Origin of the sequence: Pseudomonas aeruginosa (genome assembly GCF_001457615.1) — a bacterium.
Lineage (GTDB): Bacteria > Pseudomonadota > Gammaproteobacteria > Pseudomonadales > Pseudomonadaceae > Pseudomonas > Pseudomonas aeruginosa.
On sequence record NZ_LN831024.1, the window covers coordinates 3105083 to 3124892 of the forward strand.

26 protein-coding genes and 1 pseudogene are annotated in these 19810 nt (G+C 66.7%); 10 read left to right on the top strand and 17 right to left on the bottom strand.

Features of this window, described 5'->3' with window-relative positions:
* Window positions 1-107: 107 nt before the first annotated feature.
* On the bottom strand, window positions 108-662 hold the full coding sequence (locus AT700_RS14170; RefSeq protein WP_003113679.1) for a ClpP family protease: 555 nt from the start codon (window positions 660-662) through the stop codon (window positions 108-110).
* A gap of 259 nt (window positions 663-921) precedes the next feature.
* Here AT700_RS14170 and AT700_RS14175 point away from each other — a divergent pair, with 259 nt between their 5' ends.
* Window positions 922-2088: a zinc-dependent alcohol dehydrogenase gene (locus AT700_RS14175; protein ID WP_003116971.1), complete on the top strand. Its 1167-nt coding sequence runs from the start codon at window positions 922-924 to the stop codon at window positions 2086-2088.
* A 19-nt stretch (window positions 2089-2107) separates the two neighbouring features.
* On the opposite strand, the gene AT700_RS14180 is transcribed toward AT700_RS14175, so the two are convergent.
* The 3 genes from AT700_RS14180 to AT700_RS14190 all read right to left on the bottom strand — a co-directional run bounded on the left by AT700_RS14180 (window position 2108) and on the right by AT700_RS14190 (window position 3776).
* Window positions 2108-2533 carry a low affinity iron permease family protein gene (locus AT700_RS14180; protein ID WP_003116972.1) on the bottom strand — a complete coding sequence of 142 codons (426 nt, stop codon included), beginning with the start codon at window positions 2531-2533 and terminating at the stop codon, window positions 2108-2110.
* Between the two features lie 104 nt (window positions 2534-2637).
* Window positions 2638-2808 (bottom strand): hypothetical protein, encoded by a 171-nt coding sequence (locus AT700_RS30275; RefSeq protein WP_023115357.1) that lies wholly within the window; start codon window positions 2806-2808, stop codon window positions 2638-2640.
* 83 nt (window positions 2809-2891) lie between these two features.
* Complete coding sequence (locus tag AT700_RS14190) at window positions 2892-3776, bottom strand: manganese catalase family protein (protein ID WP_023115358.1); 885 nt, start codon at window positions 3774-3776, stop codon at window positions 2892-2894.
* Between the two features lie 253 nt (window positions 3777-4029).
* Between AT700_RS14190 and AT700_RS14195 the strand changes: the two genes are divergently transcribed.
* The 3 genes from AT700_RS14195 (at window position 4030) to AT700_RS14205 (ending at window position 5383) form a co-directional block, all read left to right on the top strand.
* Window positions 4030-4539: a ferritin-like domain-containing protein gene (locus AT700_RS14195; protein ID WP_003113674.1), complete on the top strand. Its 510-nt coding sequence runs from the start codon at window positions 4030-4032 to the stop codon at window positions 4537-4539.
* Window positions 4536-4820, top strand: a complete 285-nt coding sequence (locus tag AT700_RS14200; protein ID WP_003115518.1) for a DUF2061 domain-containing protein — start codon at window positions 4536-4538, stop codon at window positions 4818-4820. Before AT700_RS14195 ends, AT700_RS14200 begins: the two co-directional genes overlap by 4 nt.
* A 293-nt stretch (window positions 4821-5113) precedes the next feature.
* Complete coding sequence (locus AT700_RS14205; protein ID WP_003116974.1) at window positions 5114-5383, top strand: hypothetical protein; 270 nt, start codon at window positions 5114-5116, stop codon at window positions 5381-5383.
* Window positions 5384-5393: 10 nt separating this feature from the next.
* Here the strand turns inward: AT700_RS14205 and AT700_RS30595 are convergent.
* Window positions 5394-5495 (bottom strand): annotated as a pseudogene (locus AT700_RS30595) (hypothetical protein); the annotation flags it as partial.
* On the bottom strand, window positions 5485-6618 hold the full coding sequence (locus AT700_RS14210) for a carboxylate-amine ligase (RefSeq protein ID WP_048521106.1): 1134 nt from the start codon (window positions 6616-6618) through the stop codon (window positions 5485-5487). The pseudogene AT700_RS30595 and the gene AT700_RS14210, both read right to left, overlap by 11 nt.
* A 185-nt stretch (window positions 6619-6803) precedes the next feature.
* Here AT700_RS14210 and AT700_RS14215 point away from each other — a divergent pair, with 185 nt between their 5' ends.
* Both AT700_RS14215 and AT700_RS14220 read left to right on the top strand, forming a co-directional pair.
* The gene (locus AT700_RS14215) at window positions 6804-8180 is read left to right on the top strand and encodes an iron-containing redox enzyme family protein (RefSeq protein WP_003160226.1); all 1377 of its coding nucleotides are present in this window, start codon (window positions 6804-6806) and stop codon (window positions 8178-8180) included.
* Window positions 8164-9114 (top strand): methyltransferase, encoded by a 951-nt coding sequence (locus tag AT700_RS14220; RefSeq protein ID WP_003144272.1) that lies wholly within the window; start codon window positions 8164-8166, stop codon window positions 9112-9114. The genes AT700_RS14215 and AT700_RS14220 overlap by 17 nt, the downstream gene beginning before the upstream one ends.
* Here AT700_RS14220 and AT700_RS14225 read toward each other — a convergent pair.
* On the bottom strand, window positions 9098-9319 hold the full coding sequence (locus AT700_RS14225) for a hypothetical protein (protein ID WP_009876384.1): 222 nt from the start codon (window positions 9317-9319) through the stop codon (window positions 9098-9100). The two genes, AT700_RS14220 and AT700_RS14225, sit on opposite strands and share 17 nt — an antisense overlap.
* 161 nt (window positions 9320-9480) lie before the next feature.
* Between AT700_RS14225 and AT700_RS14230 the strand changes: the two genes are divergently transcribed.
* On the top strand, window positions 9481-10089 hold the full coding sequence (locus AT700_RS14230) for a Yip1 family protein (RefSeq protein WP_003088991.1): 609 nt from the start codon (window positions 9481-9483) through the stop codon (window positions 10087-10089).
* 3 nt (window positions 10090-10092) lie between these two features.
* Here the strand turns inward: AT700_RS14230 and AT700_RS14235 are convergent, their stop codons facing one another.
* A complete protein-coding gene (locus AT700_RS14235) occupies window positions 10093-12045 on the bottom strand; it encodes a hybrid sensor histidine kinase/response regulator (protein WP_003088988.1) in 1953 nt (650 codons plus the stop codon).
* Between the two features lie 229 nt (window positions 12046-12274).
* On the opposite strand from AT700_RS14235, the gene AT700_RS14240 reads away from it, so the two are divergent.
* From AT700_RS14240 to AT700_RS14250, 3 genes are all read left to right on the top strand, one after another.
* Window positions 12275-12865: a hypothetical protein gene (locus tag AT700_RS14240; protein WP_003088985.1), complete on the top strand. Its 591-nt coding sequence runs from the start codon at window positions 12275-12277 to the stop codon at window positions 12863-12865.
* 12 nt (window positions 12866-12877) lie between these two features.
* Window positions 12878-13225 (top strand): hypothetical protein, encoded by a 348-nt coding sequence (locus tag AT700_RS14245; RefSeq protein ID WP_003088982.1) that lies wholly within the window; start codon window positions 12878-12880, stop codon window positions 13223-13225.
* Between the two features lie 283 nt (window positions 13226-13508).
* Complete coding sequence (locus tag AT700_RS14250) at window positions 13509-13817, top strand: hypothetical protein (protein ID WP_003144276.1); 309 nt, start codon at window positions 13509-13511, stop codon at window positions 13815-13817.
* Window positions 13818-13849: 32 nt separating this feature from the next.
* On the opposite strand, the gene AT700_RS14255 is transcribed toward AT700_RS14250, so the two are convergent.
* The 9 genes from AT700_RS14255 to AT700_RS14295 form a co-directional block, all read right to left on the bottom strand.
* Window positions 13850-14071 (bottom strand): hypothetical protein, encoded by a 222-nt coding sequence (locus AT700_RS14255; protein ID WP_003113664.1) that lies wholly within the window; start codon window positions 14069-14071, stop codon window positions 13850-13852.
* 55 nt (window positions 14072-14126) lie between these two features.
* Window positions 14127-14477, bottom strand: a complete 351-nt coding sequence (locus tag AT700_RS14260; protein ID WP_003088973.1) for a DUF2892 domain-containing protein — start codon at window positions 14475-14477, stop codon at window positions 14127-14129.
* Between the two features lie 26 nt (window positions 14478-14503).
* Window positions 14504-15580, bottom strand: a complete 1077-nt coding sequence (locus AT700_RS14265) for a M42 family metallopeptidase (RefSeq protein ID WP_003088971.1) — start codon at window positions 15578-15580, stop codon at window positions 14504-14506.
* Between the two features lie 3 nt (window positions 15581-15583).
* Window positions 15584-16054, bottom strand: coding sequence for a hemerythrin domain-containing protein (locus AT700_RS14270; protein WP_003113663.1), 471 nt, complete (start codon window positions 16052-16054; stop codon window positions 15584-15586).
* 74 nt (window positions 16055-16128) lie between these two features.
* The gene (locus AT700_RS14275) at window positions 16129-16338 is read right to left on the bottom strand and encodes a PLD nuclease N-terminal domain-containing protein (protein ID WP_003113662.1); all 210 of its coding nucleotides are present in this window, start codon (window positions 16336-16338) and stop codon (window positions 16129-16131) included.
* Between the two features lie 26 nt (window positions 16339-16364).
* Entirely contained in the window at window positions 16365-16817 is a 453-nt protein-coding gene (locus AT700_RS14280) for a PA2169 family four-helix-bundle protein (protein WP_003113661.1), read from the bottom strand.
* 125 nt (window positions 16818-16942) lie between these two features.
* Window positions 16943-17719: an alpha/beta hydrolase family protein gene (locus tag AT700_RS14285; RefSeq protein WP_003113660.1), complete on the bottom strand. Its 777-nt coding sequence runs from the start codon at window positions 17717-17719 to the stop codon at window positions 16943-16945.
* The gene (locus tag AT700_RS14290) at window positions 17716-18813 is read right to left on the bottom strand and encodes a DUF3182 family protein (protein WP_023110062.1); all 1098 of its coding nucleotides are present in this window, start codon (window positions 18811-18813) and stop codon (window positions 17716-17718) included. The genes AT700_RS14285 and AT700_RS14290 overlap by 4 nt, the downstream gene beginning before the upstream one ends.
* 328 nt (window positions 18814-19141) lie before the next feature.
* A complete protein-coding gene (locus tag AT700_RS14295) occupies window positions 19142-19507 on the bottom strand; it encodes a DUF3509 domain-containing protein (protein ID WP_003113659.1) in 366 nt (121 codons plus the stop codon).
* Window positions 19508-19810: the final 303 nt, after the last annotated feature.

The window sequence follows — 19810 nt, forward strand, 5'->3', positions numbered from 1 at the left end:
CTTGCGCGATGGATCGTTCAAACTCTTTGCGGGCGCCCTGGGACGAAAAAATCATTAGCCGATCCAAGGCCTTCCGCTTGCCGGAATATGCTGGGCGGCGCGGGAAACTAAGAATGGATACTCCACTGGCAGGCGGCAGCGGGTATAGGTGAATCGTCCACCGTATGGATCAGTCCGCAAGCCAGGGCGTCTTCCGGACCGAGGATGCGCGGATAGGCCATCAGGTAGCGCGGGATGTCCAGGCGTTCCGGCGCATCACGGGTGTTCTCGGCGACGATCCGGGCGTAAAGCTCCAGGTCGTAGTCGAGGCTCATCGCATATTCCGCCATCCGCGCATGGTCCACCGCGCCATGCAGGGTCCAGTGGAAAGGATGGAACAGGAACTTGCTGTGGGCACTGGCGCTGCGTCGCTCGCCGGCGAGGAACAGGATGTTGCCCATCGACTCGACGGTACCCAGGTTGTGGGTATGTATCGGCACCGGCAGCGCGCGCAGGAAGTTGTACAGGGTAAAGCCGTAGCTGCACTCCCCGCCCATGGTGGCGATGTTGATCCGCAACTCCTCGGCCTCCTGTTGCAGGACCTTGGCGCAAGTGTTGATCAGATTGCCGCAGGTGGACGAATTGATCGGCCCGGTGAAATGGATGATGTGCTGCTTGGACATGCTCGCCTCTCTTTCCGTATCGGTTCCTCGACGGTCTGCACGGGTTTCCCTACAGAGGATTGCCGTACGTCCGCCGTGAGCCATCGTCGCGACGAATGGCACCCAGGGAGCGAGGGCCTGCGTTCCTCGCCGGCCTCCACGACTCAACGTGGTGCAGTGGCCTCCGGGGGCCGGTATCGAGCGCCACCCATCCCGCCGAATGAACTCCGGTGCTGCTGCGCACGCCCCACCTGCACGACCCACAGCCAGGAGCAATGCCATGCGCGCCCTCACCTTCCACGGCAGCCACGATGTCCGTATCGATCGGGTTGCCGAACCGCGCCTGCAGGAACCCGACGACCTGCTGCTTCGCGTGACCGCCACCGCCATCTGCGGCTCCGACCTACATCTCTACCGGGGCAAGATCCCGATGGTCGAGCAGGGCGACATCCTCGGCCACGAGTTCATGGGCGTCGTCGAGGAAGTCGGCTCGGCCGTGACCGCGGTGCGTCCGGGCGACCGGGTGGTGGTGCCCTTCGTCATCGCCTGCGGCGAGTGCTTCTTCTGCCGCCTGAACCTGCACGCCGCCTGCGAGACCACCAACCCGGGGCGCGGCGCGATCCTCAACAAGAAGCAGATTCCGCCGGGCGCGGCGCTCTATGGCTACAGCCACCTGTACGGCGGCGTGCCGGGTGGCCAGGCCGAATACGTTCGGGTGCCCAAGGCCAACAGCGGGCCTTTCGTGATTCCCGACGTAATGGAAGACGAACGCGTGCTGTTCCTCAGCGACATCCTCCCCACCGGCTACCAGGCGGTGCGCAATGCCGGCGTCCGCCAGGGCAGTAGCGTGGCGATCTACGGCGCCGGCCCGGTCGGCCTGATGGCCGCCGCCTGCGCGCGGATGTTGGGCGCCGAGCGGATCTTCATCGTCGACCACCATCCCTACCGGCTGGACTTCGCCGCGCGCTCCTACGGTGCGATTCCCATCGACTTCGACCAGGAGGACGATCCCGCCGCGGCGATCATCGAGCGCACCGACGGGCACCGCGGCGTCGACGCGGTGATCGACGCGGTGGGCTTCGAGGCCAAGGGCAGCGTCACCGAAACCGTGCTCACCGCGCTCAAGCTCGAAGCCAGCAGCGGCAAGGCACTACGCCAGTGCATCGCGGCTGTCCGGCGGGGTGGCACAGTGAGCGTGCCGGGCGTGTATGCCGGCTTCATCCATGGCTTCCTGTTCGGCGATGCCTTCGACAAGGGCTTGACCTTCAAGATGGGCCAGACCCATGTACAGGCACTGCTGCCGGCCTTGCTCGAACACATCGGCAACGGCGACCTGCATCCCGAGGCGATCATCAGCCACCGCCTGCGTCTGGACGACGCACCGGAGGGCTACGCCCTGTTCGACGAAAAACGCGAGGATTGCCGCAAGGTCGTCCTGCGCCCATGAGCCATCGCGGCGCGGCGGTTCAGTCGGCGCGCCGTCGCTCCTCGCCGCATCCGCACTGGCGCTCTTCCTCGGCGGCGACGCTTTCCGGCGTCTCGCCGTCCTGCTCGCCCATGTGCTGGTAGCGCTGACGCAGTTCGCGAAGGGTATCGGCGTCCAGGTCGTCCAGACCGAGCAGCGCATTGTGGGCACGTCGGGTGCTGCGCAACAGTTCGTCGATCTTGATATGCAGCGCGTCGGTATCGCGGTTCTGGGTGTTCTGGATGAGGAAGACCATGAGGAAGGTGACAATGGTGGTCGAGGTATTGATCACCAGTTGCCAGGTATCGTTGAAGTCGAAGAACGGCCCGCTGATCGCCCACAACAGGATCAATCCGAGGGCAACGACGAAGGTTGGCGGGCGGCCGGCCCAGTTGGACAGGCGTTGGGCGAAACGGGAAAAACTCATGGCGGCGGACTCCCTGCTGCATTCTCCCTACTGATGACCGCCCGCCCCGCCGGGCTTTCCAACGACCGGACGAAATGACCGGCGCCCTGCGGGCGCCGGCGACTTCATGCGGGACGACGGGCTTCGCCGGGGCCCGCTACGTCGGGATCGTCCGGGGCGAATTCCGGTTGCGCCTCGCTCGCCTGGTCGCGCTTGCCCCGCTCGGGACGTAGCGCCGGCGAGTCGGGGCTCAACGGGGTGTTTTCTGTCTCGGGTGTTTCGCGCTTGGCGGTCATCTCGAGGCTCCTCTGCCGTGCCTCCACGCTAAGGTGCCGGGCGTGGAGGCCGGGGCTCGCCCGCCGACGTCGGGCATCCGCGCTCAAGGCGCTTTGTCGGCAGCCGCGCCAGCGCCCAGGTCCGCACCTGTCAGCGGATCGGCCATGGGGTCGGAGCGGGTGCGGTCTGCCATTCGCTGCAACACCTCCTGCTCAGTCTCGGACAGGTTCACGCTGGCCGTGCCGTCGCCTCCATCCAGGGCCGGCTGTGGCGCCGCCACGTATTCCCAGCCATCACCCTCGTTCCAGGAACCGCGCGTGTCGCCCTCGCCGCGCGACATGTTCAGGTAACGCCGGACGAACTCCGGCATCCCTTGCAGCTTGCCTTGCGGGAAGTTCGGCTGGATCGAGTGCAGGGCCTTTTCGAAGGAAAGCTGGTGCGCCAGCTCGCGGGTCATGAGGAAGGTCAGCGCATCCTTGATGCCGGGATCGTCGGTGAGGTTGATCAGTCGTTCGTAAACGATCTTCGCACGCGCCTCGGCGGCGATGTTGGAACGCAGGTCCGCGGTCGGCTCGCCGATGGTATCGATGTAGGCCGCGCTCCAGGGTACGCCACCGGAGTTCACCAGGGCGGGCCCGCCGCCGTAAAGCAGCGAGGTGATATGCGAGTCGTTGCCGCCTCCGGTCAACGAACGGTACAGCTCGGCCTCCTCCTCCACCGCTTCGGCCAGACGCCCCTTGGCGCCCTTGTTGAGCATGCCGACGATCGAACCGATGATTTCCAGGTGGCTGAGTTCCTCGGTGGCGATGTCCATCAGCAGGTCCTTGCGACCGGGATCGCACTCGCCGAGGCCCTGGGTGAAATAGCGCATGGCGGCGGCCAGCTCGCCCTGCGGCCCGCCGAACTGCTCCAGCAGCAGGTTGGCCAGGCCAGGATCGGGCGCGGCGACCCTGACGGTGTACTGCAGTCGCTTGTCATGTACGAACATGGTTCGTTCCTCTGTGGGTTCGTGGACCTTCCCTCCGACGGACATTCGAACAACGGCTATTCGAAGCGGCGCTTTCATCCTGCGCACGGAAGCTCGGAATCCCGCAGCGGGCGATGGTTCAGAACTTTTCCCCAACGCGTCTCGCCTGGCGCAACGGCGCCGCTGCGCTGACTGCTACCGGTCGGAAAAGAAACTGAACGCTGCGCCCGGCGGCCACCTCTGAGCAGACACATACACACCGAGGAGAACCGCGATGACGAGCAAACAGGAAAACCTGCTGGACTGGCTGCGCGATGCCCACGCCATGGAGCAACAGGCCGAGCAGATGCTGAAAGCGCAAGCCGCGCGGCTGGAACACTATCCGCAACTGAAGACGCGGATCGAACAGCACATCGAGGAAACCCATGGCCAGCAGCGTCTGCTCGAGGAGTGTCTGAAGCGCCTGGACAGCAGTCCGTCGACGCTGAAGGACATCGGCGCCAAGCTGATGGCCTTCGGCCAGGCGGTGGCTGGCATGACAGTCAGCGACGAAGTGGTCAAGGGCGCCATGAGCGGCTATGTGTTCGAAAACATGGAGATCGCCGCCTACACCGTGCTGATCGCCGCCGCCCGCGAGGTCGGCGACGCCGAAACCCTTGCCGCGCTGGAACGCATCCTGCCCCAGGAACAAGCCATGGCGGACTGGTTGCGCGACCATCTGCCGGAACTCACCCAGGCCTTCCTTGCCCGCGACTCTCAGCCGGACACCGAGGCCAAGCGATGAACCCAAGGGTGATCGGGGCGTGCTGCGGGCGATCGGACCCGCAGGCGCCCCTGCTCAAGACCCTGACTTTCGCCATACTGCACTTCAGCATCGCCTTCGGCGTGGCCTACACGCTGACCGGCTCGGTGCTGACCGGCGGCCTGATCGCGCTGATCGAACCCAGTTGCAACACCGTGGCGTTCTATTTCCACGAGCGTGTCTGGCAGCGCTTCGGCGCCCGGCCGCGCCGGGAGAGCGGACACGGCCACGGCAATCTGGTGCCGTCGGAACGCCGCGACTGAGCCGGCGCGCTTCGAGGGCGACGAAAGCCGCCATCGGGCGCAGCAAGCCGGTGGTTCGAGGAGCGACGAGGGTCTCGCGTGTCCGTAGGCGCGTCTCCTTGGAAAGAAGATTTCCTGGCCTCACCCGCGTTTCGGCAATTCCGTCGAAATCGTCGGTTCGCGATGGAGAAAGCGAGGCCTTTGCCGTTTCGTTTCGCCTGCCTGGAAGAGGCGCCCGTCCATCGTTGCATGTTTCGCTCGCGGGTATCGTCGCGGCTAAGGTCAGAGTAACGATCCACCCTGGAGTATCAGCCATGACTACGCCCCGCATGATTGCCAACAGTTTCCGAAATTACCTGGCTGGCTACGACTGCCTGGTTTCCATCAGCGATACCCATGAAGTCACCTTGCAATTCAGCAGCCATGTCAATCCGCAAGAAAACATCACCATTCCAGGAGTCGCCCTCGATCTCCTGGCCAGTGACGAGGCGGTACGCCGGATGAGCGAAGTCCTTCACGACGAGTTCGCCCTGCTCCTCGCCGGTGCCCGCCGTACGCCGCGGATCGGGCGCGCCTGTTCCTGACCGGCCCGGCTCAGTGATAGCCGGCATCGGCGCTCTTGCCGCGAAATACGTAGTAGCTGCAGGCGGTGTAGCCGAGGATGAAGGGAATGATGAACGGCGCGCTAGCCGGCCAAGGCCGGCTGGAGATTTTCCTCCAGCAGCTCCTCCACCAGCCGGTGCAGTGCCGGATGGCGCTCCTGGCCCGCTTCGCGCAACCTCCGGTAACGCCGCAACTGGCGGGCGGCGGAGGTCTCTTCGAGTAACCCGCAGGCATGCTGGTAGGCCCATTCGTTGCCCTGGCGGGCCTGCGGCCGGCACTGTCGCCAGGCCATTTCCAGCCAGTCCCCGGCACCTACGCAGCGGCCATCGACGAGATAGCGGCCGGCGCAGCCGTAACGCAGCGCCTGCCAGTAGTTTTCCTCCAGGCAGGCGTCGCGCGCGACCGGCAACGCATGCGGGCCCGCGCCCAGCGCTTCGCCCACCAGCGCCCTGAACAGCCCGGCCAGGCTCAGCGCGTCGGCCAGGCGCGGGCAGGCGTCGCAGATACGCAGCTCCAGGGTCGGCACATGGGATGACGGCCGGATCATCCACCAGACCTGGCCATCCTCGCGGATGCAGCCGGTCTCGCGCAGCAGCGCCAGGTGGCGGCGATAGGCGTCCTCGTCGGGCAAGGCAGGAGGAATGTTCATCCTCGGCCACTCTCCGCAGAGTGCCCGTCGATAGCTCGCCAGGCCGCTGCGCCGGCCGCCGCGGAACGGCGAGGATGCGCTCAACGCCAGCAGCAGCGGCAGCCACGGCAACACGCGCTGGAGCACAGCCATGCGGTCGTGGCTCGGCGGTATCTCCACATGCACGTGCAGGCCGCAGACCAGGCTGCGCCGGGCCACCCGCCCCTGGTCCTCGAACAGGCGGGCGAAGTGCGCCGCCGGGTTGCTTCGCGCCCGCCGCCAGTCGGCGAAGGGGTGGGTGCCGACGCAGAGCGAGCGCAGGCCGAATTCCATGGCCAGATGCGCCAGGCGTTGCCGGGCCTGACCGTGGAAGCGCGCGGCCTCGGCCAGGGTGGAGAACACCGGGCTGGCCACCTCGACCTGGCATTCGAACATCTCCTCGGCGAAATGCTCGCCGAGCGTGTCACGGCAGGCCGCGACGAATCCGGCGGGGGCGGAGCGGACGATGTCCAGGTCGGAGGCATCGAGCAGGAAGAATTCTTCCTCGATGCCGAAGCGAAGGCCGCTGGCGGCCAGGTCGTGGGTCATCGGCGCAGCTCCCGGGGATTGTCTCGGGAAGACGCCGGAGTGCCGTCGAGGTTCGTTTTTTCCGCCGTGAGGTTCCCCGGCGCGCCGCCGATCCTGCCAGTGAAACCTTTTTCCCCTGGTGTCACTCGCACCCATATGTGTGGTCGCCCCGGCCGCCCCCGCAAACCCACGACAAGGAACGCGACATGAGCCTGTCTTCGCCCCTCCCTGCCTCCAGTGCAAGCCCTTCGCCCAGGGTCCGCGACCTGTACCACGCCCTGCTCGACGAGCCCCGCGAGCACCTCGAAGCCGCCGGCGAGTTCCTCGACCAGCAATTGAGCCTGGCCGCCACCCATGACGACGACCTGCCGGAGGACCCCGCCGATTGGCCGGCCTGGCTCGACGCCGGGGCCCGGCGCACCGCCGAGGCGCATGCCGAATACCTCCGGGCACGTCGGCGCGGCGAAGGGCGACGCTACTTCCAGGTTCCCTCCCAGGCGATGCACTTCATTCGCAGCGTGGCCCCGACCAAGCTGGTCGACGGCGCCTGGCTCTATGGGCTGTTGCCGCATCATGGCGAGGAACGCCTGCGGCCGCTGCTGGAGACCTTCCTCGAAGAACTCGGCGACGGCGTCCCGGCACGCAACCACGTCCTGCTCTACCGGCGCCTGCTGGCCAGCATCGGCAGCGAGGAAGTCGAAGGCCTCAGCGACCTCCACTACCTGCAGGGCACCCAGCAACTCGCCCTCGGCCACCTCGCCGCGGACTACCTGCCCGAAGTGATCGGCTACAACCTCGGCTACGAGCAACCGCCGCTGCACCTGTTGATCACCACTCAGGAGCTGCGCGAGCTGGGCTTCGACCCCTACTACTTCCAGTTGCACGTGACCATCGACAACGCCGCCAGCGGGCATGCGCGCAAGGCCCTGCGCGCGCTCTACGACAACCTGCCGCAGCTTGGCGGGCGCGCGGCCTTCCTCGAACGGGTGAGGAACGGCTACCGCCTGAACGAGGTCGGCCTGAGCACTACGCAGGTAATCGACGGCTTCGATCTCGAGGAAGAATTGCTGGCCATGTTCGAGCGCAAGCGCCCCTACGCCGCCGGGATGCATTCGGATCGTTGCCGGATCGGCGGGCGCACGGTGAACCAGTGGCTGGCGGTGCCCGGGCGGTTCTCGGCGTTTCTCGCCTGCCTGGAGGAAGAGGGCTGGATCCGGCGTCATGCCGATCCGCGCGGCAGCCGCTTCTGGAACCTGATCGAGGGCGACCGGGCGGCAATGTTCGGAGTCTTCACTCCCTACGAGCAGCAGTTGCTGTACGACTGGATCGCTGGCGACTGGCAAGCACCCGCTCCGGCGGACAGGGACCCGCTTGCACCGCTGGCGGAGCCGGCGACGGCGGGCGGAGACGTGGACGCCGAGCAGGTCGCGCTGCGGCGCGAGCTGCTGCGGCTATCCTCCGAGCAGGGCGTGGCACGCCTTCTCGAACTGATGGCCCCGCACCTCCACCACGGGCCCGCCGGTCTCCTTGCCACGCGGATGTTCAGCCAGCGCTGGAGGGCCGCCCATGCCCAGCCTGCATGATCCGCGCCTGGACGTCCTGGTCAGCCTCGGCAACTGGTTGCGAGGCCAGGACTACCGTTTCGTCACCGTCACCCCGGCTACCCATGAGCGCGTCAACGCCCGCCCGGAAAACCGCATGGCCCGGGACCTGGCCGGCATCTTCGGCTGGAGCCGGGCATTCGCCGGGGAAAGCCTGCCGGCCGACTGGCTGACCCTTCTTGCCGGCGCCGACCTGATCCGCCGCGAGGCGGACGGCTGGCGCAGCCAGGTGCGCGTCTCCAGCCTCGGCGAGCAACTGTTCGTCCATTCGGCCTTCCCTACCCTGGCCGCCGACGCGGTGTTCTTCGGCCCCGACACCTACCGCTTCGACCGGCTGATCCGCAGCCACCTGGCATCGTCCGATCCGGCACGCATCCGCCGTGCGGCGGATATCGGCTGCGGCGCCGGCCCCGGCGCGATCCGCATCGCCATGGCCTGCCCGGACGCCGAAGTACACGGGCTGGATATCAATCCGGCGGCGCTCGACCTGGCGCGGGTCAACGCGGCGCTGGCGGGGGTCGGTAACCTGACCCTGGCGCGTAGCGACCTGCTGAGCCAGGCGCCCGGTCGCTTCGACCTGATCGTGGCCAACCCGCCCTATCTCCTGGATGCCTCGGAGCGCGCCTACCGGCATGGTGGCGGGATGCTCGGCGCCGGGCTCTCGCTGGCAATCGTCGATGCCGCCCTCGAGCGCCTGGAAGCCGGCGGCAGCCTGCTGTTGTATACCGGGGTGGCGATGGTCGAAGGCGGCGATCCGTTCCTCGCCCGCATCCGCGAACGCCTGGCGTCTCGGGAGTGGGACTGGGACTACCAGGAACTGGACCCGGACGTGTTCGCCGAAGAGTTGGACAGCCCCGCCTACCGCGAAGCCGAGCGGATCGCCGTGGTCGGCCTGCGGGTCACTCGTCCCGCCTGAGGCGCTCCAGGCCTTCCACCAGATCCTCGTTCAGGCGCTGCCAGCGCTCGGCCACCTCGGCCTCGGCCGGAATCACCGCGAGGACCTCGCCATCCACCCACTCCCAGGGCAGGCACAGGCGTTCCGCCTCGGCCCGGCTGGCGGCGCGCACGGTGCGGGCGAAACGCCGCCAGCCGCGCATGTGCTGGATTTCGTAGGTGGTCATGGGCTCCTCCGGAAGACAGGGACGTTTGTCTTTCGGCGCTCCCCGCGTCTTCCGGTTCAAGGCCCTGGATGGGCGGTCGCGGACCGCCCGGCACGCCACCTGAACCCCCTCGCGCCGGGCCGGTCCAGACTCCTGAACGCCACAGAAAAGAGGTGCCCGTCATGACCCGCGAAATGGCTCGGCTACTGATCAGTCCCTCCAATGCCTGGCCTCGTCTGCGCCAGGACTACGACCATCACCCTTTCGCCTTCCTCGTTCCGCTGTTGCTATTGCCGCTGCTGCCGGCGGCCTGCCTGTTCATCGGCACTACCCAGGTCGGCTGGTCGCTGCCGGGCAACGACAGCGTGCAACACCTCTCCAGCGGCAGCGCCCTGCTGCTGGCGACGATGTGTTACCTGGGCTTCGTCGCCGGCGTGGTGATCATGGGCTTATTCGTACGCTGGGTGCTGTTCCGCACGCCGTCGCGCCCCAGCGTACCGGGCAGCCTGACCTTCACCACGGCGATCGCCGTGCCCTTGATGCTCGCCGGGATCGTCGCCCTGGTGCCCTGGCGGATCCTCCTGCTGCTGGCCGCGGCGGCTGCCTGCGCCTACTCGGTACGCCTGCTGTTCACCGGCCTGCCGCTGTTCATGCGCATGCAGGAGCGGCAGACATTGTTCTACGCCTTCTGCATCCTCGGCGTCGGCTTCCTGACCCTGCTGACCACCGCCTTCATCTTCATCGAGTTCTGGGGGCAAAGCCTGGCCGGCAGCGGCGAGTACCTGCGCTGAGGCTCAGCCGGCCTTCAGCGTGCCGGTCAGGAACAGGTACAACTCTTCCTGGCCGAACGGCTTGGCCAGCTTGGGCAACTGTGCCGCCGCGCCTTCGATCTTTTCCGCGAAGCCGGTGGCCAGGGCCATTTTCAGCGGCCGGCCCTGGGCCATGACCCGCTCCACCAACTGGCTGCCGTTCATCCGTGGCATCGCCTGGTCGGTCAGGAGGATGTCCAGCTCCGGCGTCGCCGTGAGAATCTCCAGGGCCAGGCTGCCGGAGTCGGCCTTGAGTACCGAGCAACCGAGGTCCTCCAGCATCGCCGCGGTGTTGTTCAACACCAGCGGATCGTCGTCCACCACCAGTACTCGACAGGACAAGCGCACCCGCTCGCTTTCGCTGGGCGGCTGCGGCGTCGCGCCATTGCCCGTACGGGCGCTTTCCGGGGTTCGCGGGACGGCGGGTATCCAGATGTTCGCGGTGGTGCCGACGCCCGGCTGGCTCTCCAGGGTGAGCCGGCCGCCGAGCTGCTCGGCGAGGCCGTCGACGATCGACAGGCCCAGCCCGGTGCCACGCCCAATTCCCTTGGTGGTGTAGAAGGGTTCCACCGCACGGCGCAGGGTTTCCTCGTCCATGCCGCTGCCGGTGTCGCTGATGCTCAGGCAGATATAGTTGCCCGGTGCGAGGCGATGGGGATTGTCCGCCGGCACCCGCTGGTTGCTCGCGGAAAAGACGATGCGCCCGCCGTTGGGCATGGCGTCGCGGGCGTTGGTGGCAAGGTTGATGATGGACAGTTCGAGCTGGTTGGCGTCGGTCAGGCCGAGGTCGAGATCCAGGGGAAAGCGCGTCTCGATCGATACGCTTGGTCCCAGGGAATGGATCAGCAGGTCGGTCATCCCGCGCAACAGGTCGGGGATCGCGCAGGGCTGTGGATCGAGACGTTGCTTGCGGGCGAAGGAAAGCATCCGCTGGGTCAGGTTGGCGCCGCGCTGGGCGGCCTCCAGGGCGTTCTGCAAGAGGTCGGCGGTGCGCTGGTCGCCGGGCAGGCGTTTCTTCAGCAGCCCGAGGCTGCCGATGATCACCGTCAGCAGGTTGTTGAAGTCGTGGGCCACGCCGCCGGTGAGGTGCCCCAGGGACTCCATCTTCTGGGCCTGGAACAGCTCCTGGCGGGCCCGTTCCAGTTCGCGTTCGGCTTCGATCCGGTGGGTGATGTCACGGGTTACCTTGGCGAAGCCGATCAGCCGGCCATCGCTGTCGCGGATCGGATCGATCACCACGTTGGCCCAGAAGCGACTGCCGTCCTTGCGCACCCGCCAGCCTTCCTTCTCGAAACGCCCTTCGCGTTCGGCGGCGGCCAGGCCGCGGGCCGGCTCGCCGGCCTCGCGGTCTTCGGGGGTGTAGAAGCAGGAGAAGTGCCGGCCGATCACCTCTTCCGGCAGGTAGCCCTTGATCCGCTGGGCGCCGAGGTTCCAGTTGGTGATCCGCCCGCGGTGGTCGAGCATGTAGATGGCGTAGTCGGTAACGCTCTGCACCAGCAGGCGGAACTGCTCCTGGCTGCGCCGCAGCGCCTCCTTGGCCGCGCGCCCTTCGCTGAGGTCGTGGATCAGCTGGGCGAAGCCGAGCAACTGGCCCTGGCTGTCGCGGATGGCGTCGATCACCACCTGCGCCCAGAAGCGCTTGCCGTTGCTGCGCACCCGCCAGCCCTCGGTCTCGAAGCGGCCCTCGGCATCCGCCTGGCGCAGCGCCTGTTGCGGAACGCCGGCGTCGCGGTCCTTGCGGGTATGAAAGCAGGCGTAGTCGCGGCCGAGGATCTCGCTCGCGTCGTGGCCGAACAGGCGCGCCGCGCCGGCGCTCCAGCTGGCGATACGGCCAGCGCTGTCCAGGGTGTGGATCGCGTAGTCGTCGACCGCTTCGTCGAGCAGGCGGTTGCGCGTGGCCTGGTTCAAGGGGACTTTCGGTTTTCTTGTGGTTTTCATGGACGTGTTCACTCGTCGGCTGCTCGACCCGGGCTGCAAGGCACACCCAGCAAGGTAGTACGAAGAACGGCTTCCGGCCGCTCGCTGGCTCGCCCCAGGAACTTGGCCGACCTTTCGGAAGACCCCGGCGCGGCCGGCGAATTCCATTCGCCGGAACCTTGTCCGGAGTATGGCTTTCGATATGCAGGTAGGGACATCTCCTTTCCACCGCACCGACCCCGGAGTTCCCATGCGCAATCTGGAAACCGCAACCCTGAAGCTGGGGATATTCCATCCCCACGACAGCCTGAGCCAGGCGCTGATCGCCGCCGCCCTGCAGCGGCAGATCGAAGTCAGCGCCTTGCAAGCCGACCTCAACAGCCTGCAGGCGCGCCCCGGGCTGCGCTGCAAGCCAGCCAGCCTGGCGTCGTCGATCGAGGTCAGCCAGGCGGCGGCCGGTCTCGACCTGCTGTTCGCGCCGTTGTCCGACTACGCCGCCGAAGCCTTGCCGCCGATCTGCGCCGCGCTGATCGATGGCGCCCTGCGCGCCGAGGTACCGCGCCTGTTCCTGCTTGGCCATTGGCAATGGCTGGTGGCGCCGCGCGATGCCGGCGAGGAGCAACTGGGTGCCGGGCTCGAGCGCAGCCTCACGGTCAGCGGCCTGGACTGGACGCTGGTGGAGGTCCCGAGCCTGCCCGCCGGCCTGCGCATCGACGATTTCAGCCGCGCCGGCGACGTCGCGGAAGTGGAGGCCGCCAGGGTGTTCGCCTGCGCCGAAGCGCTGCTCGACGAAGTCCGTCTCGGCCTGCACAAGCGCCAGTGCCTGCGCCTGGCGCCCTGAGGAGAACCCGCCATGTCCGGACCCGATACCCTCAGCCAGGCCTTCGGCACCCTGCTGCTGGCCCTGGCCTTCAGCGCCTTCATCGTTTTCGTTCGCGGCTACCGCCCGGGCGGGGTCAGCGGCGCCTGGTACGACCTGGTGCTCGCCTTCGTCGCGGTATGGCTGGCGTTCTGGCCCGAAGCCGGCGTACTCGCACGCTCGCCGAGCCTGGCCAATGCCCTGGGGTTGGTCTTGCAGGTCGGCGCTACCCTGCTCGGCTGCCTGCTCGGTTACGGGGTGGCAAGGGGATTGCGGCGGGCGATGCGGGAAACCCGGCAAAAAAGATCGGCTTCTTCGCCAACGAGCCGGCGAGGTTCCTAGAGGAAATATCGAGAAAATCCATATAACCATATGGGCGAAAAGCTCTTTCGAATGCCCATAAGGAGCGCCGAACGGGCTTTTCGCCCGTCATGATCGCACTCCGACATGAGCGTTCTGCACGACTTCTTGCATTCTGCATCCCGCGCCTCATGCGGGATACAGCTTATCCCGCAGATTCTGGATGTGGCCGGTATTTCATCGGCGCGGCGCCTATAGTTATCCCTACCGTTGTACGTATCGACGGTTTCTCTCTGATTCAGGCTAATCCCGCTCCAGGGACGGAGTGGATCTTTTTCTTGCGCTTCGCGAACTGGGGAGACCTGACCAGATGAACCTTTCCTACCTGTACCTGAAGAAGATCCTCGAGGAGGAACTGCGCGACCACGACTGCCAGTGCCAACTGAACCCCGACTTCACGGTGACCATCAGTTGCCGCGTCGACGGCCCCCACGGCGCGCTCTACATCGTGCCCAACAGCGACTTCCTGAAGAGCAGCAGCTTCAGCGACCTCAGCGCCTTCATCCTCAACCTGCGCGAGGAAATCAGGCGCTTCGGCGAGTTCGAGGCGGAACTCCAGACCGGCACCGGCTGAGCCCCTCCCCCCTTCTTTTTCCCCTCCCGCCGTCAGGGCTGCTGGTAGTGTCCCGGCGTGGTGCCCGGCTCATGGGTACGCTCCACCTTGCTGACCTGGATATCGCTGATCGCCTCGGCGTCGTGCGGTCGATGCAGTGCCTCCAAGTGGCGGCGGGCCTCTTCGCGGCTGAGGGTATCCGCCTCGCTGTGCAATTCGCAGGTCATCGGCTGGTCGTCGAGGATGTAGCTGATCAGGAACAGATGGCTGGCCATCGTCTCGCCCTCCTCTCTTCGATGGGCCCTGCGCCTGGCGCAGGGCCCATGGCTATCACGGCAGGTTCGGCGGCAGTTCGGCGTCCAGCGCAGCGTCCTGCCGCGAGTCGTCGCGCTGGCGCTCCTGCAGGCGCTGCAGGCGGCGGGTCAGGTGCTGCACCTCTTCGCGCAGCAACTGCAACTCTTCCCGCGGTTCATTGAGCAGGCCCTTGACATGGCAATGCCCACTCAACCCGCGGCTGACCAGCAGGCCGCCGGCGACCGCCTTGCAGGCGCCTGGCAAGCCACCGCGGGCCAGGCCGAAGCCGGCCAGGACCAGTCCGGCGCCGATGGAAGCGAGTCGCTCGCCGCGCTGCAGGTTGTGCGGCAGGCCATTGGCCGTCGAAGTCGGCAGGTATTCGTTCATGGAATTCTCCTTGCTTCGGTTATCGGTCAGGCTTCGTCGTCCGGCGGTTGCACGAGGAACTCGACCAGCGTCCGCCGGCAAGCCTCGATGCCCTCTTCCAGGACGATCTCGAAACCGTGGGTGTTCTCGGTCGGAATGCCGATGCAGCCGACCTGCGCGGCCTCGCCGTGGCTCAGCAGCGCGCTGGCGTCCGAGGCGAAGTCCACCAGCAGCGCCGCCTGCGGCTGGTACTGGCAGCGTTCGGCGGCGCGCAACAGGCGGTCGGTGACATGGCGGCTGTAATAACCCTTGGAGTCGCCGCTGTTGACGATCGGGTCGCGGCACAGCCGGGTGCCGTATTCGGCTACCGTTGGGCCGACTTCCACCGCGATGCTGATGTCGCCCGGCAGTCGGCGCGCGGCGAACAGCGCGCCGGCGTTACTCTCCTCCTCCATGGTGGTGAGCACCAGGTAGAGGTCGCCGTGCAACTCATCGCGGCGCCGGGCGATCTCGCGAGCCACGCCGAGCACTGCGAGCAGCGGTGCGCGGTCGTCGAGGAAGTGCGCGGCGACGCAATCCTGGAAGTACAACGGGCGCCGCCACAGACGGTTGAGCACCACGCGGGTACCCGGTCGCACGCCCAGGTTCGCCAGCTCCTCGGCGCTGCGCCGGGTGACCACGTGTACGTCGCGCCAGTGCACCGCGCCCGAGAGCACGTCGGAGCCCTGCGGCGACTCGCCGGTAGCATGCATGCTGCCGTAGGACAGCACGCCGTCGAGTACCGCCTCGCCGGCCAGGATCTGTACCGGACAGACGCCGAAGCTCACCGGCTGGGCGCCGCCGAGCGCCACTACGCGCAGGGTACCGTCGGCCTCGACGCGCTTGACGATCATGGCGATCTCGTCGAGGTGCGCGAGCAGCCGCACCGCGGCCCGCCGCGCCTGCTCGCGCGGCAGGTGCGGCGGGCTGATGCGCGCGACCAGGTTGCCGGCGGCATCGCTGCCGACCTCGTCGCAACAGCCCTCGAGTTCCCGCTGGCAGATGGCCCTGACCTCGTCTTCCTGGCCACCGGGGCCACGTGCCAGCAGGAGTTCCTCGAGCAAGGCGCGGTCTTCTTCGCGCATGCCTCAGGCCGCCCGTTTTTCCAGGCGCGCTTTCAGCTCTTTCTTGTGCTGCTGCATGGCCTGGCCGAGTTGCTTGAGGGCGGCGGCGTCGAGCAATTGCCGGGCGCGTGGGAATAGTTCGCCCTCTTCCTCCTCGATGTGGTGTTCGAGGAGTTCCTTGAGCACCTTGACCCGGCCGGCGAACTGCACGGTATCCGGGCGGGTGCGCTTGAGGTCGGGAAGGACCAGGGAATCCACCGTGCGGTGTTCCTCCTTGGCCTCGTAGTACATTTTCAGCTCTTCCTTGCCGCCGCTTTCCCTGATCGCCGGATAGAAGATGTCTTCCTCGATGGCGGTGTGCAGCACCAGTTCCAGCTCCAGCCTGCCCAGCAGCTCGCTGCGCTTCTTCAGCGCCCGTTCGGTGGTCTCGCTGAGTTCGTTGAGCAGTTTCTTCACGGTCTCGTGGTCATGGACCAGCAATTCGATGGCGTTCATGGTCGCTCCTCATCGGTTTGTTATCCGAGTGCTCCGGCACTCTCTCTGGCTGAGCGCGCGTTCCTCCGCCGAGTTCAGTCGCGAGGACGGGCGGTCGCCGCACGCGGGCCGGCGACCGCCCAGATCAGCACGCCGAGCACCGGCAGCACCGCGATCAGCAACGACCACAGGGCTTTCGAATTCACGCTGCGATCGCTGCGGAACACGCTGACGAAGGCCCACAGGTCGTAGAAACCCACCAGCGTGGCCAGGCCGATGAGCAGGAAAGCCAGGGACTGGCTCATGGCGCGCTCCTCCTCGCGGGGTCGGCTCAGGCGCGGGCGTCGCGCAGGGCTCGGACCCGGTCGTGGTGACGGAGTACGCCCTGGTATTGGCGCTCGATCACCTGGTGGATCTCCGCCGGCAGCGATTTTTCCAGCGCCGCCTGGTAGCGGTGCTTGGCGACATCCTCGCCGCGCTCGCATTCGTTGAGCACCGCCTCTTCGTCCTTGCCGGTGACCAGTGACTTCAGGTCGACCCAGCGCCGATGCAGGTCACCGGCGAAACTGGTGCTGTCCTTGGGTTTGCCACCCAGTTCCAGGACGATCCGCTCCAGCTCGTCGGCGGCCGCGGCGCAGTCGCGGCTCTGCTCCAGCATCGCCGCCTTCAACTGCGGGTCGCGCAGGTCCTCGGCGCAGGCGTGGAAACCGGCCTCGCCATCCTTGCTGGTTTGCAGCAGGTCGTTGAGTACGTCGAGGGTGTCGTCGAGGTTGGTCTGGTTCATTTCGCTCTCCTTGGCCCGGAGCTGTCCGGGATTTCTCGCGTCTGTCGGCGCCGGCGCCTGCCGGCACGGAACGTGGGCAGCAACCAGCGCCCACGGAAGGTGGGAGGCTCGCCGTCGCGGAGCGTTCAGAAAGCCGGATGGATGGTGGCGTAGGCCGGGGTGATGCTGAGACGTTCGCCGACCACCATCTCGGTGATCCAGTCCACCAGGATCGAGGTATAGGCGTCCTGCGCCGCCTCGCTGCTGAGCGCATGGTCGGCGTGGTCGATGATCCGGTGGGTCAGCGAATGGGTCTGCTGGAAGGCGGCGCGGAAACTCATGATGGTCGAGTGCGGCACATAGCTGTCGAACTCCGACTCCACCAGCAGCACATCGCCGCGGAATCCCGCGCAGGCCTGCAGGGCTCGGTTGCTGGCGGCCGGGATCAGGCTGCTGCGGTATTCGCTGAGATCCTCGCGGTCGAGCAGCAGCTTGGGCGTCAGCCAATCCTCGTCGCGGTAGATCGCCGGCACCCGCAAGGCCAGCCAGCGCACCGCGCGCAACTGGCTGAGGATCGCCGCCAGGTAGCCGCCATAGCTGGTGCCGACCACCGCGATCGCCTCGCTGTCGATGGCCGGGTGGGCCACCAGCCGGTCGTAGGCGGCGAGCAGGTCCTGCAGGTTGTCCTCGCGCGTCACCAGTGCCTGGCGCCCGCTTTCCGCGCCGTGGCCGCGAAGGTCGAAGGTCAGGCACACGCAGCCGAGCCCGGCGATGCCCTGGGCGCGCTTCAGGTCGCGCTGCTGGCTGCCGCCCCAGCCGTGCACGAAGAGCACGCCGGGAACCTTCGCCCGGGGGCTGAGGAAGGTGCCTTCGATCCGGTCGTCGCCGACCCCGATGCGGATGCGTTCGCTGTTCGCCGTCATGCCTCCCCCGTCATCGCATACTTGAGCAGGAAGTCGCCGTGTTCGTCGGGACCGCGGTAGATCACCCGGCTGTTGTCCGGCAGGCGCTTGTCTTCGTGGATCTCGAACGACGCGGCGCGCACCGCGGGCAGCCCCGGATCGGCGCGGAAGGCTTCCAGCGCGGCGATCTCGGCGCTGCTCGCGCCGCCGACCCGCCAGGACTGCTCGAGCACGCCGAAGCGCTCCCGACCGTTGCCGTCCCGGCCCTGGGCAATGTCGTAGTTGCGCCGCGAGGCGAAGCAGCCGGGGAAGAAGATCGCCGCGGCGGTGTCGAAGATCCGCGCGTACTCGATGGCCTGGCGCACCTCGCGGGCCAGGTCCAGGGCCAGCAGCTCGGCGTAGCCACCGCGCGCCACCAGCAGGTCGGAGCCGGCATAGACCAGTTCGCCGCGCGCGTTGCGGGTCTGGTGTTGGTGACCGTGGTAGCTCAGCAGGAAACCGTTGACCCGGAGCTGGCCGACGCTGTGGGTGACGATGCTCTCCAGGTTGACTTCCAGTACCAGGCCCTGCGCCAACTGGCGCTCCTCCAGCTCGCCGAGCCAGCCGTCCAGTTCGTCGAGGTCGTGCGCCACGTACTGGCCGAGGCCGCCACAGGCCTCCGCCAGCTTGGCCCGCACCGGTCCTTCGGCGAGCATGCGAGCGCCGGCGCGGTGTGCGTCGGCCAGGCTGAAGACGCTGACGCCGTTGAGCACGACGTCGCGGACCTTCTCCGCGAACAGCGGGTTCCAGCCTTCCGGCGCCACGCCGCCGCGCGGCAGCGGATGGACGATGGCCTTACCGGCGATGAACGCGTGCTCGACGAAACCGCCGAGCAGATCTTCGTCACTGTTCACGCCCAGGCGCACGGCGGTCTCCCTGCCGACCAGGGTGCGGGTCGGGACCAGGTAGAGGGGGCCTCGCTGGTGCAATTCGGGTTCGTAGCGGCCGCCGAACTCCAGCTTCTGGACTTCCGCCAGCCAGCGCGCCAGGGCCAGGTTGCCCTGCACTTCGTGTTCGGCGGCCGCGGGATCGACACTATGGGCCACCACCAGTCTCTGCCGAGGGTCTGCGCTCATGTTCCGCTCCTCCTGGATGGAAACCGGGCATTCAGGGCTCCGGTATGGGCGAGAGGGGCTCTTCGTTGGGCTGTTCCATCGGAATCTCTTCCGGGAATTCCTGGGGGACGTGGCTTTCGTGGTCAGGAACCGGATATTCGTCCGGATCCCTCGAGGGGTTGCGTGGAGTGGTCGCTGTCGCGCCCGATGATGCAGAAGTGGGAAAACGCATGTCCGCCTCCATCGTAGGGATGACTTCTAGATGGAGGGGGCGAAGACGGATTTGGTTCGGACCATGCGTCGGAAGGCCGGGTCGGCGACTGACCGACCCGGAGCTGAAACAGCCTGCTCAGCGAGCCAGGCTCATGGTACGCAGCTTGCCGCCGGCGACCAGGACCTTGCGATGAGTGAGATGCTGGTTGTCGCTGTCGCGGAACGTGAGCAGGTCGATGCGCTTGCGGAAATAGTCGCTGTCGCGCGTCTGCAACGGCCCCTGGTCGATGATCAGGTCCCGGCGGATGCGTTCCAGCACCTGGTTCAGCAACAGCGGGCTGCTCTGCTCCTGGCCGGAGATCGCCCGGCTCATCAGGCGCTTGCCCTGGTTATTACGCAAGGTCACCAGCAACGCGCCGTCAGGGCGAGGTTCGCAACTGACGCGCACATCCTTGAAATGCTCTTCCAGGTACTCAACCACGTTTTCATCGGTATCTAGCATTGCTGGCCTCCTGTCTCATCAGATTCTTTGACGCCGGTAATCAGGCGCATCCCTTTCGAGCAGAAGGCGTACCAATTCTTCTTGAAAATTAATTTCTTATAAATCAATAGGTTGAAAAACAAAGCGGCGAATTGATATTTGCAATTTGCAAGAAAGCCCCTGCCGAGCCTTGCATTCGGCAACCCGTTGCGCCCGTCGTCTCGCCTGCAACCCCCTGGCGCGGCTTCTCGCAAGCCGAGCCGCCGGTAAAAAAAACTAAACTTCCGGCGCTCCCCTCCGGTCACCCCTAGCAAGGACTTCGCC

Excerpts from the sequence above, each read along its gene's own strand:
- AT700_RS14265 (WP_003088971.1), bottom strand. The coding sequence starts at position 15,580 with ATGCGCGAAGAAGACCGCGCCTTGCTCGAGGAACTCCTGCTGGCACGT.
- AT700_RS14170 (WP_003113679.1), bottom strand. The coding sequence starts at position 662 with ATGTCCAAGCAGCACATCATCCATTTCACCGGGCCGATCAATTCGTCC.
- AT700_RS14235 (WP_003088988.1), bottom strand. The coding sequence starts at position 12,045 with ATGAAAACCACAAGAAAACCGAAAGTCCCCTTGAACCAGGCCACGCGC.
- AT700_RS14225 (WP_009876384.1), bottom strand. The coding sequence starts at position 9,319 with ATGACCACCTACGAAATCCAGCACATGCGCGGCTGGCGGCGTTTCGCC.
- AT700_RS14295 (WP_003113659.1), bottom strand. The coding sequence starts at position 19,507 with ATGCTAGATACCGATGAAAACGTGGTTGAGTACCTGGAAGAGCATTTC.
- AT700_RS14175 (WP_003116971.1), top strand. The coding sequence starts at position 922 with ATGCGCGCCCTCACCTTCCACGGCAGCCACGATGTCCGTATCGATCGG.
- AT700_RS14210 (WP_048521106.1), bottom strand. The coding sequence starts at position 6,618 with ATGACCCACGACCTGGCCGCCAGCGGCCTTCGCTTCGGCATCGAGGAA.
- AT700_RS14245 (WP_003088982.1), top strand. The coding sequence starts at position 12,878 with ATGTCCGGACCCGATACCCTCAGCCAGGCCTTCGGCACCCTGCTGCTG.
- AT700_RS14240 (WP_003088985.1), top strand. The coding sequence starts at position 12,275 with ATGCGCAATCTGGAAACCGCAACCCTGAAGCTGGGGATATTCCATCCC.
- AT700_RS30275 (WP_023115357.1), bottom strand. The coding sequence starts at position 2,808 with ATGACCGCCAAGCGCGAAACACCCGAGACAGAAAACACCCCGTTGAGC.
- AT700_RS14280 (WP_003113661.1), bottom strand. The coding sequence starts at position 16,817 with ATGAACCAGACCAACCTCGACGACACCCTCGACGTACTCAACGACCTG.
- AT700_RS14290 (WP_023110062.1), bottom strand. The coding sequence starts at position 18,813 with ATGAGCGCAGACCCTCGGCAGAGACTGGTGGTGGCCCATAGTGTCGAT.
- AT700_RS14215 (WP_003160226.1), top strand. The coding sequence starts at position 6,804 with ATGAGCCTGTCTTCGCCCCTCCCTGCCTCCAGTGCAAGCCCTTCGCCC.
- AT700_RS14180 (WP_003116972.1), bottom strand. The coding sequence starts at position 2,533 with ATGAGTTTTTCCCGTTTCGCCCAACGCCTGTCCAACTGGGCCGGCCGC.
- AT700_RS14230 (WP_003088991.1), top strand. The coding sequence starts at position 9,481 with ATGACCCGCGAAATGGCTCGGCTACTGATCAGTCCCTCCAATGCCTGG.
- AT700_RS14270 (WP_003113663.1), bottom strand. The coding sequence starts at position 16,054 with ATGAACGCCATCGAATTGCTGGTCCATGACCACGAGACCGTGAAGAAA.
- AT700_RS14260 (WP_003088973.1), bottom strand. The coding sequence starts at position 14,477 with ATGAACGAATACCTGCCGACTTCGACGGCCAATGGCCTGCCGCACAAC.
- AT700_RS14205 (WP_003116974.1), top strand. The coding sequence starts at position 5,114 with ATGACTACGCCCCGCATGATTGCCAACAGTTTCCGAAATTACCTGGCT.
- AT700_RS14200 (WP_003115518.1), top strand. The coding sequence starts at position 4,536 with ATGAACCCAAGGGTGATCGGGGCGTGCTGCGGGCGATCGGACCCGCAG.
- AT700_RS14195 (WP_003113674.1), top strand. The coding sequence starts at position 4,030 with ATGACGAGCAAACAGGAAAACCTGCTGGACTGGCTGCGCGATGCCCAC.
- AT700_RS14220 (WP_003144272.1), top strand. The coding sequence starts at position 8,164 with ATGCCCAGCCTGCATGATCCGCGCCTGGACGTCCTGGTCAGCCTCGGC.
- AT700_RS14285 (WP_003113660.1), bottom strand. The coding sequence starts at position 17,719 with ATGACGGCGAACAGCGAACGCATCCGCATCGGGGTCGGCGACGACCGG.
- AT700_RS14275 (WP_003113662.1), bottom strand. The coding sequence starts at position 16,338 with ATGAGCCAGTCCCTGGCTTTCCTGCTCATCGGCCTGGCCACGCTGGTG.
- AT700_RS14190 (WP_023115358.1), bottom strand. The coding sequence starts at position 3,776 with ATGTTCGTACATGACAAGCGACTGCAGTACACCGTCAGGGTCGCCGCG.
- AT700_RS14255 (WP_003113664.1), bottom strand. The coding sequence starts at position 14,071 with ATGGCCAGCCATCTGTTCCTGATCAGCTACATCCTCGACGACCAGCCG.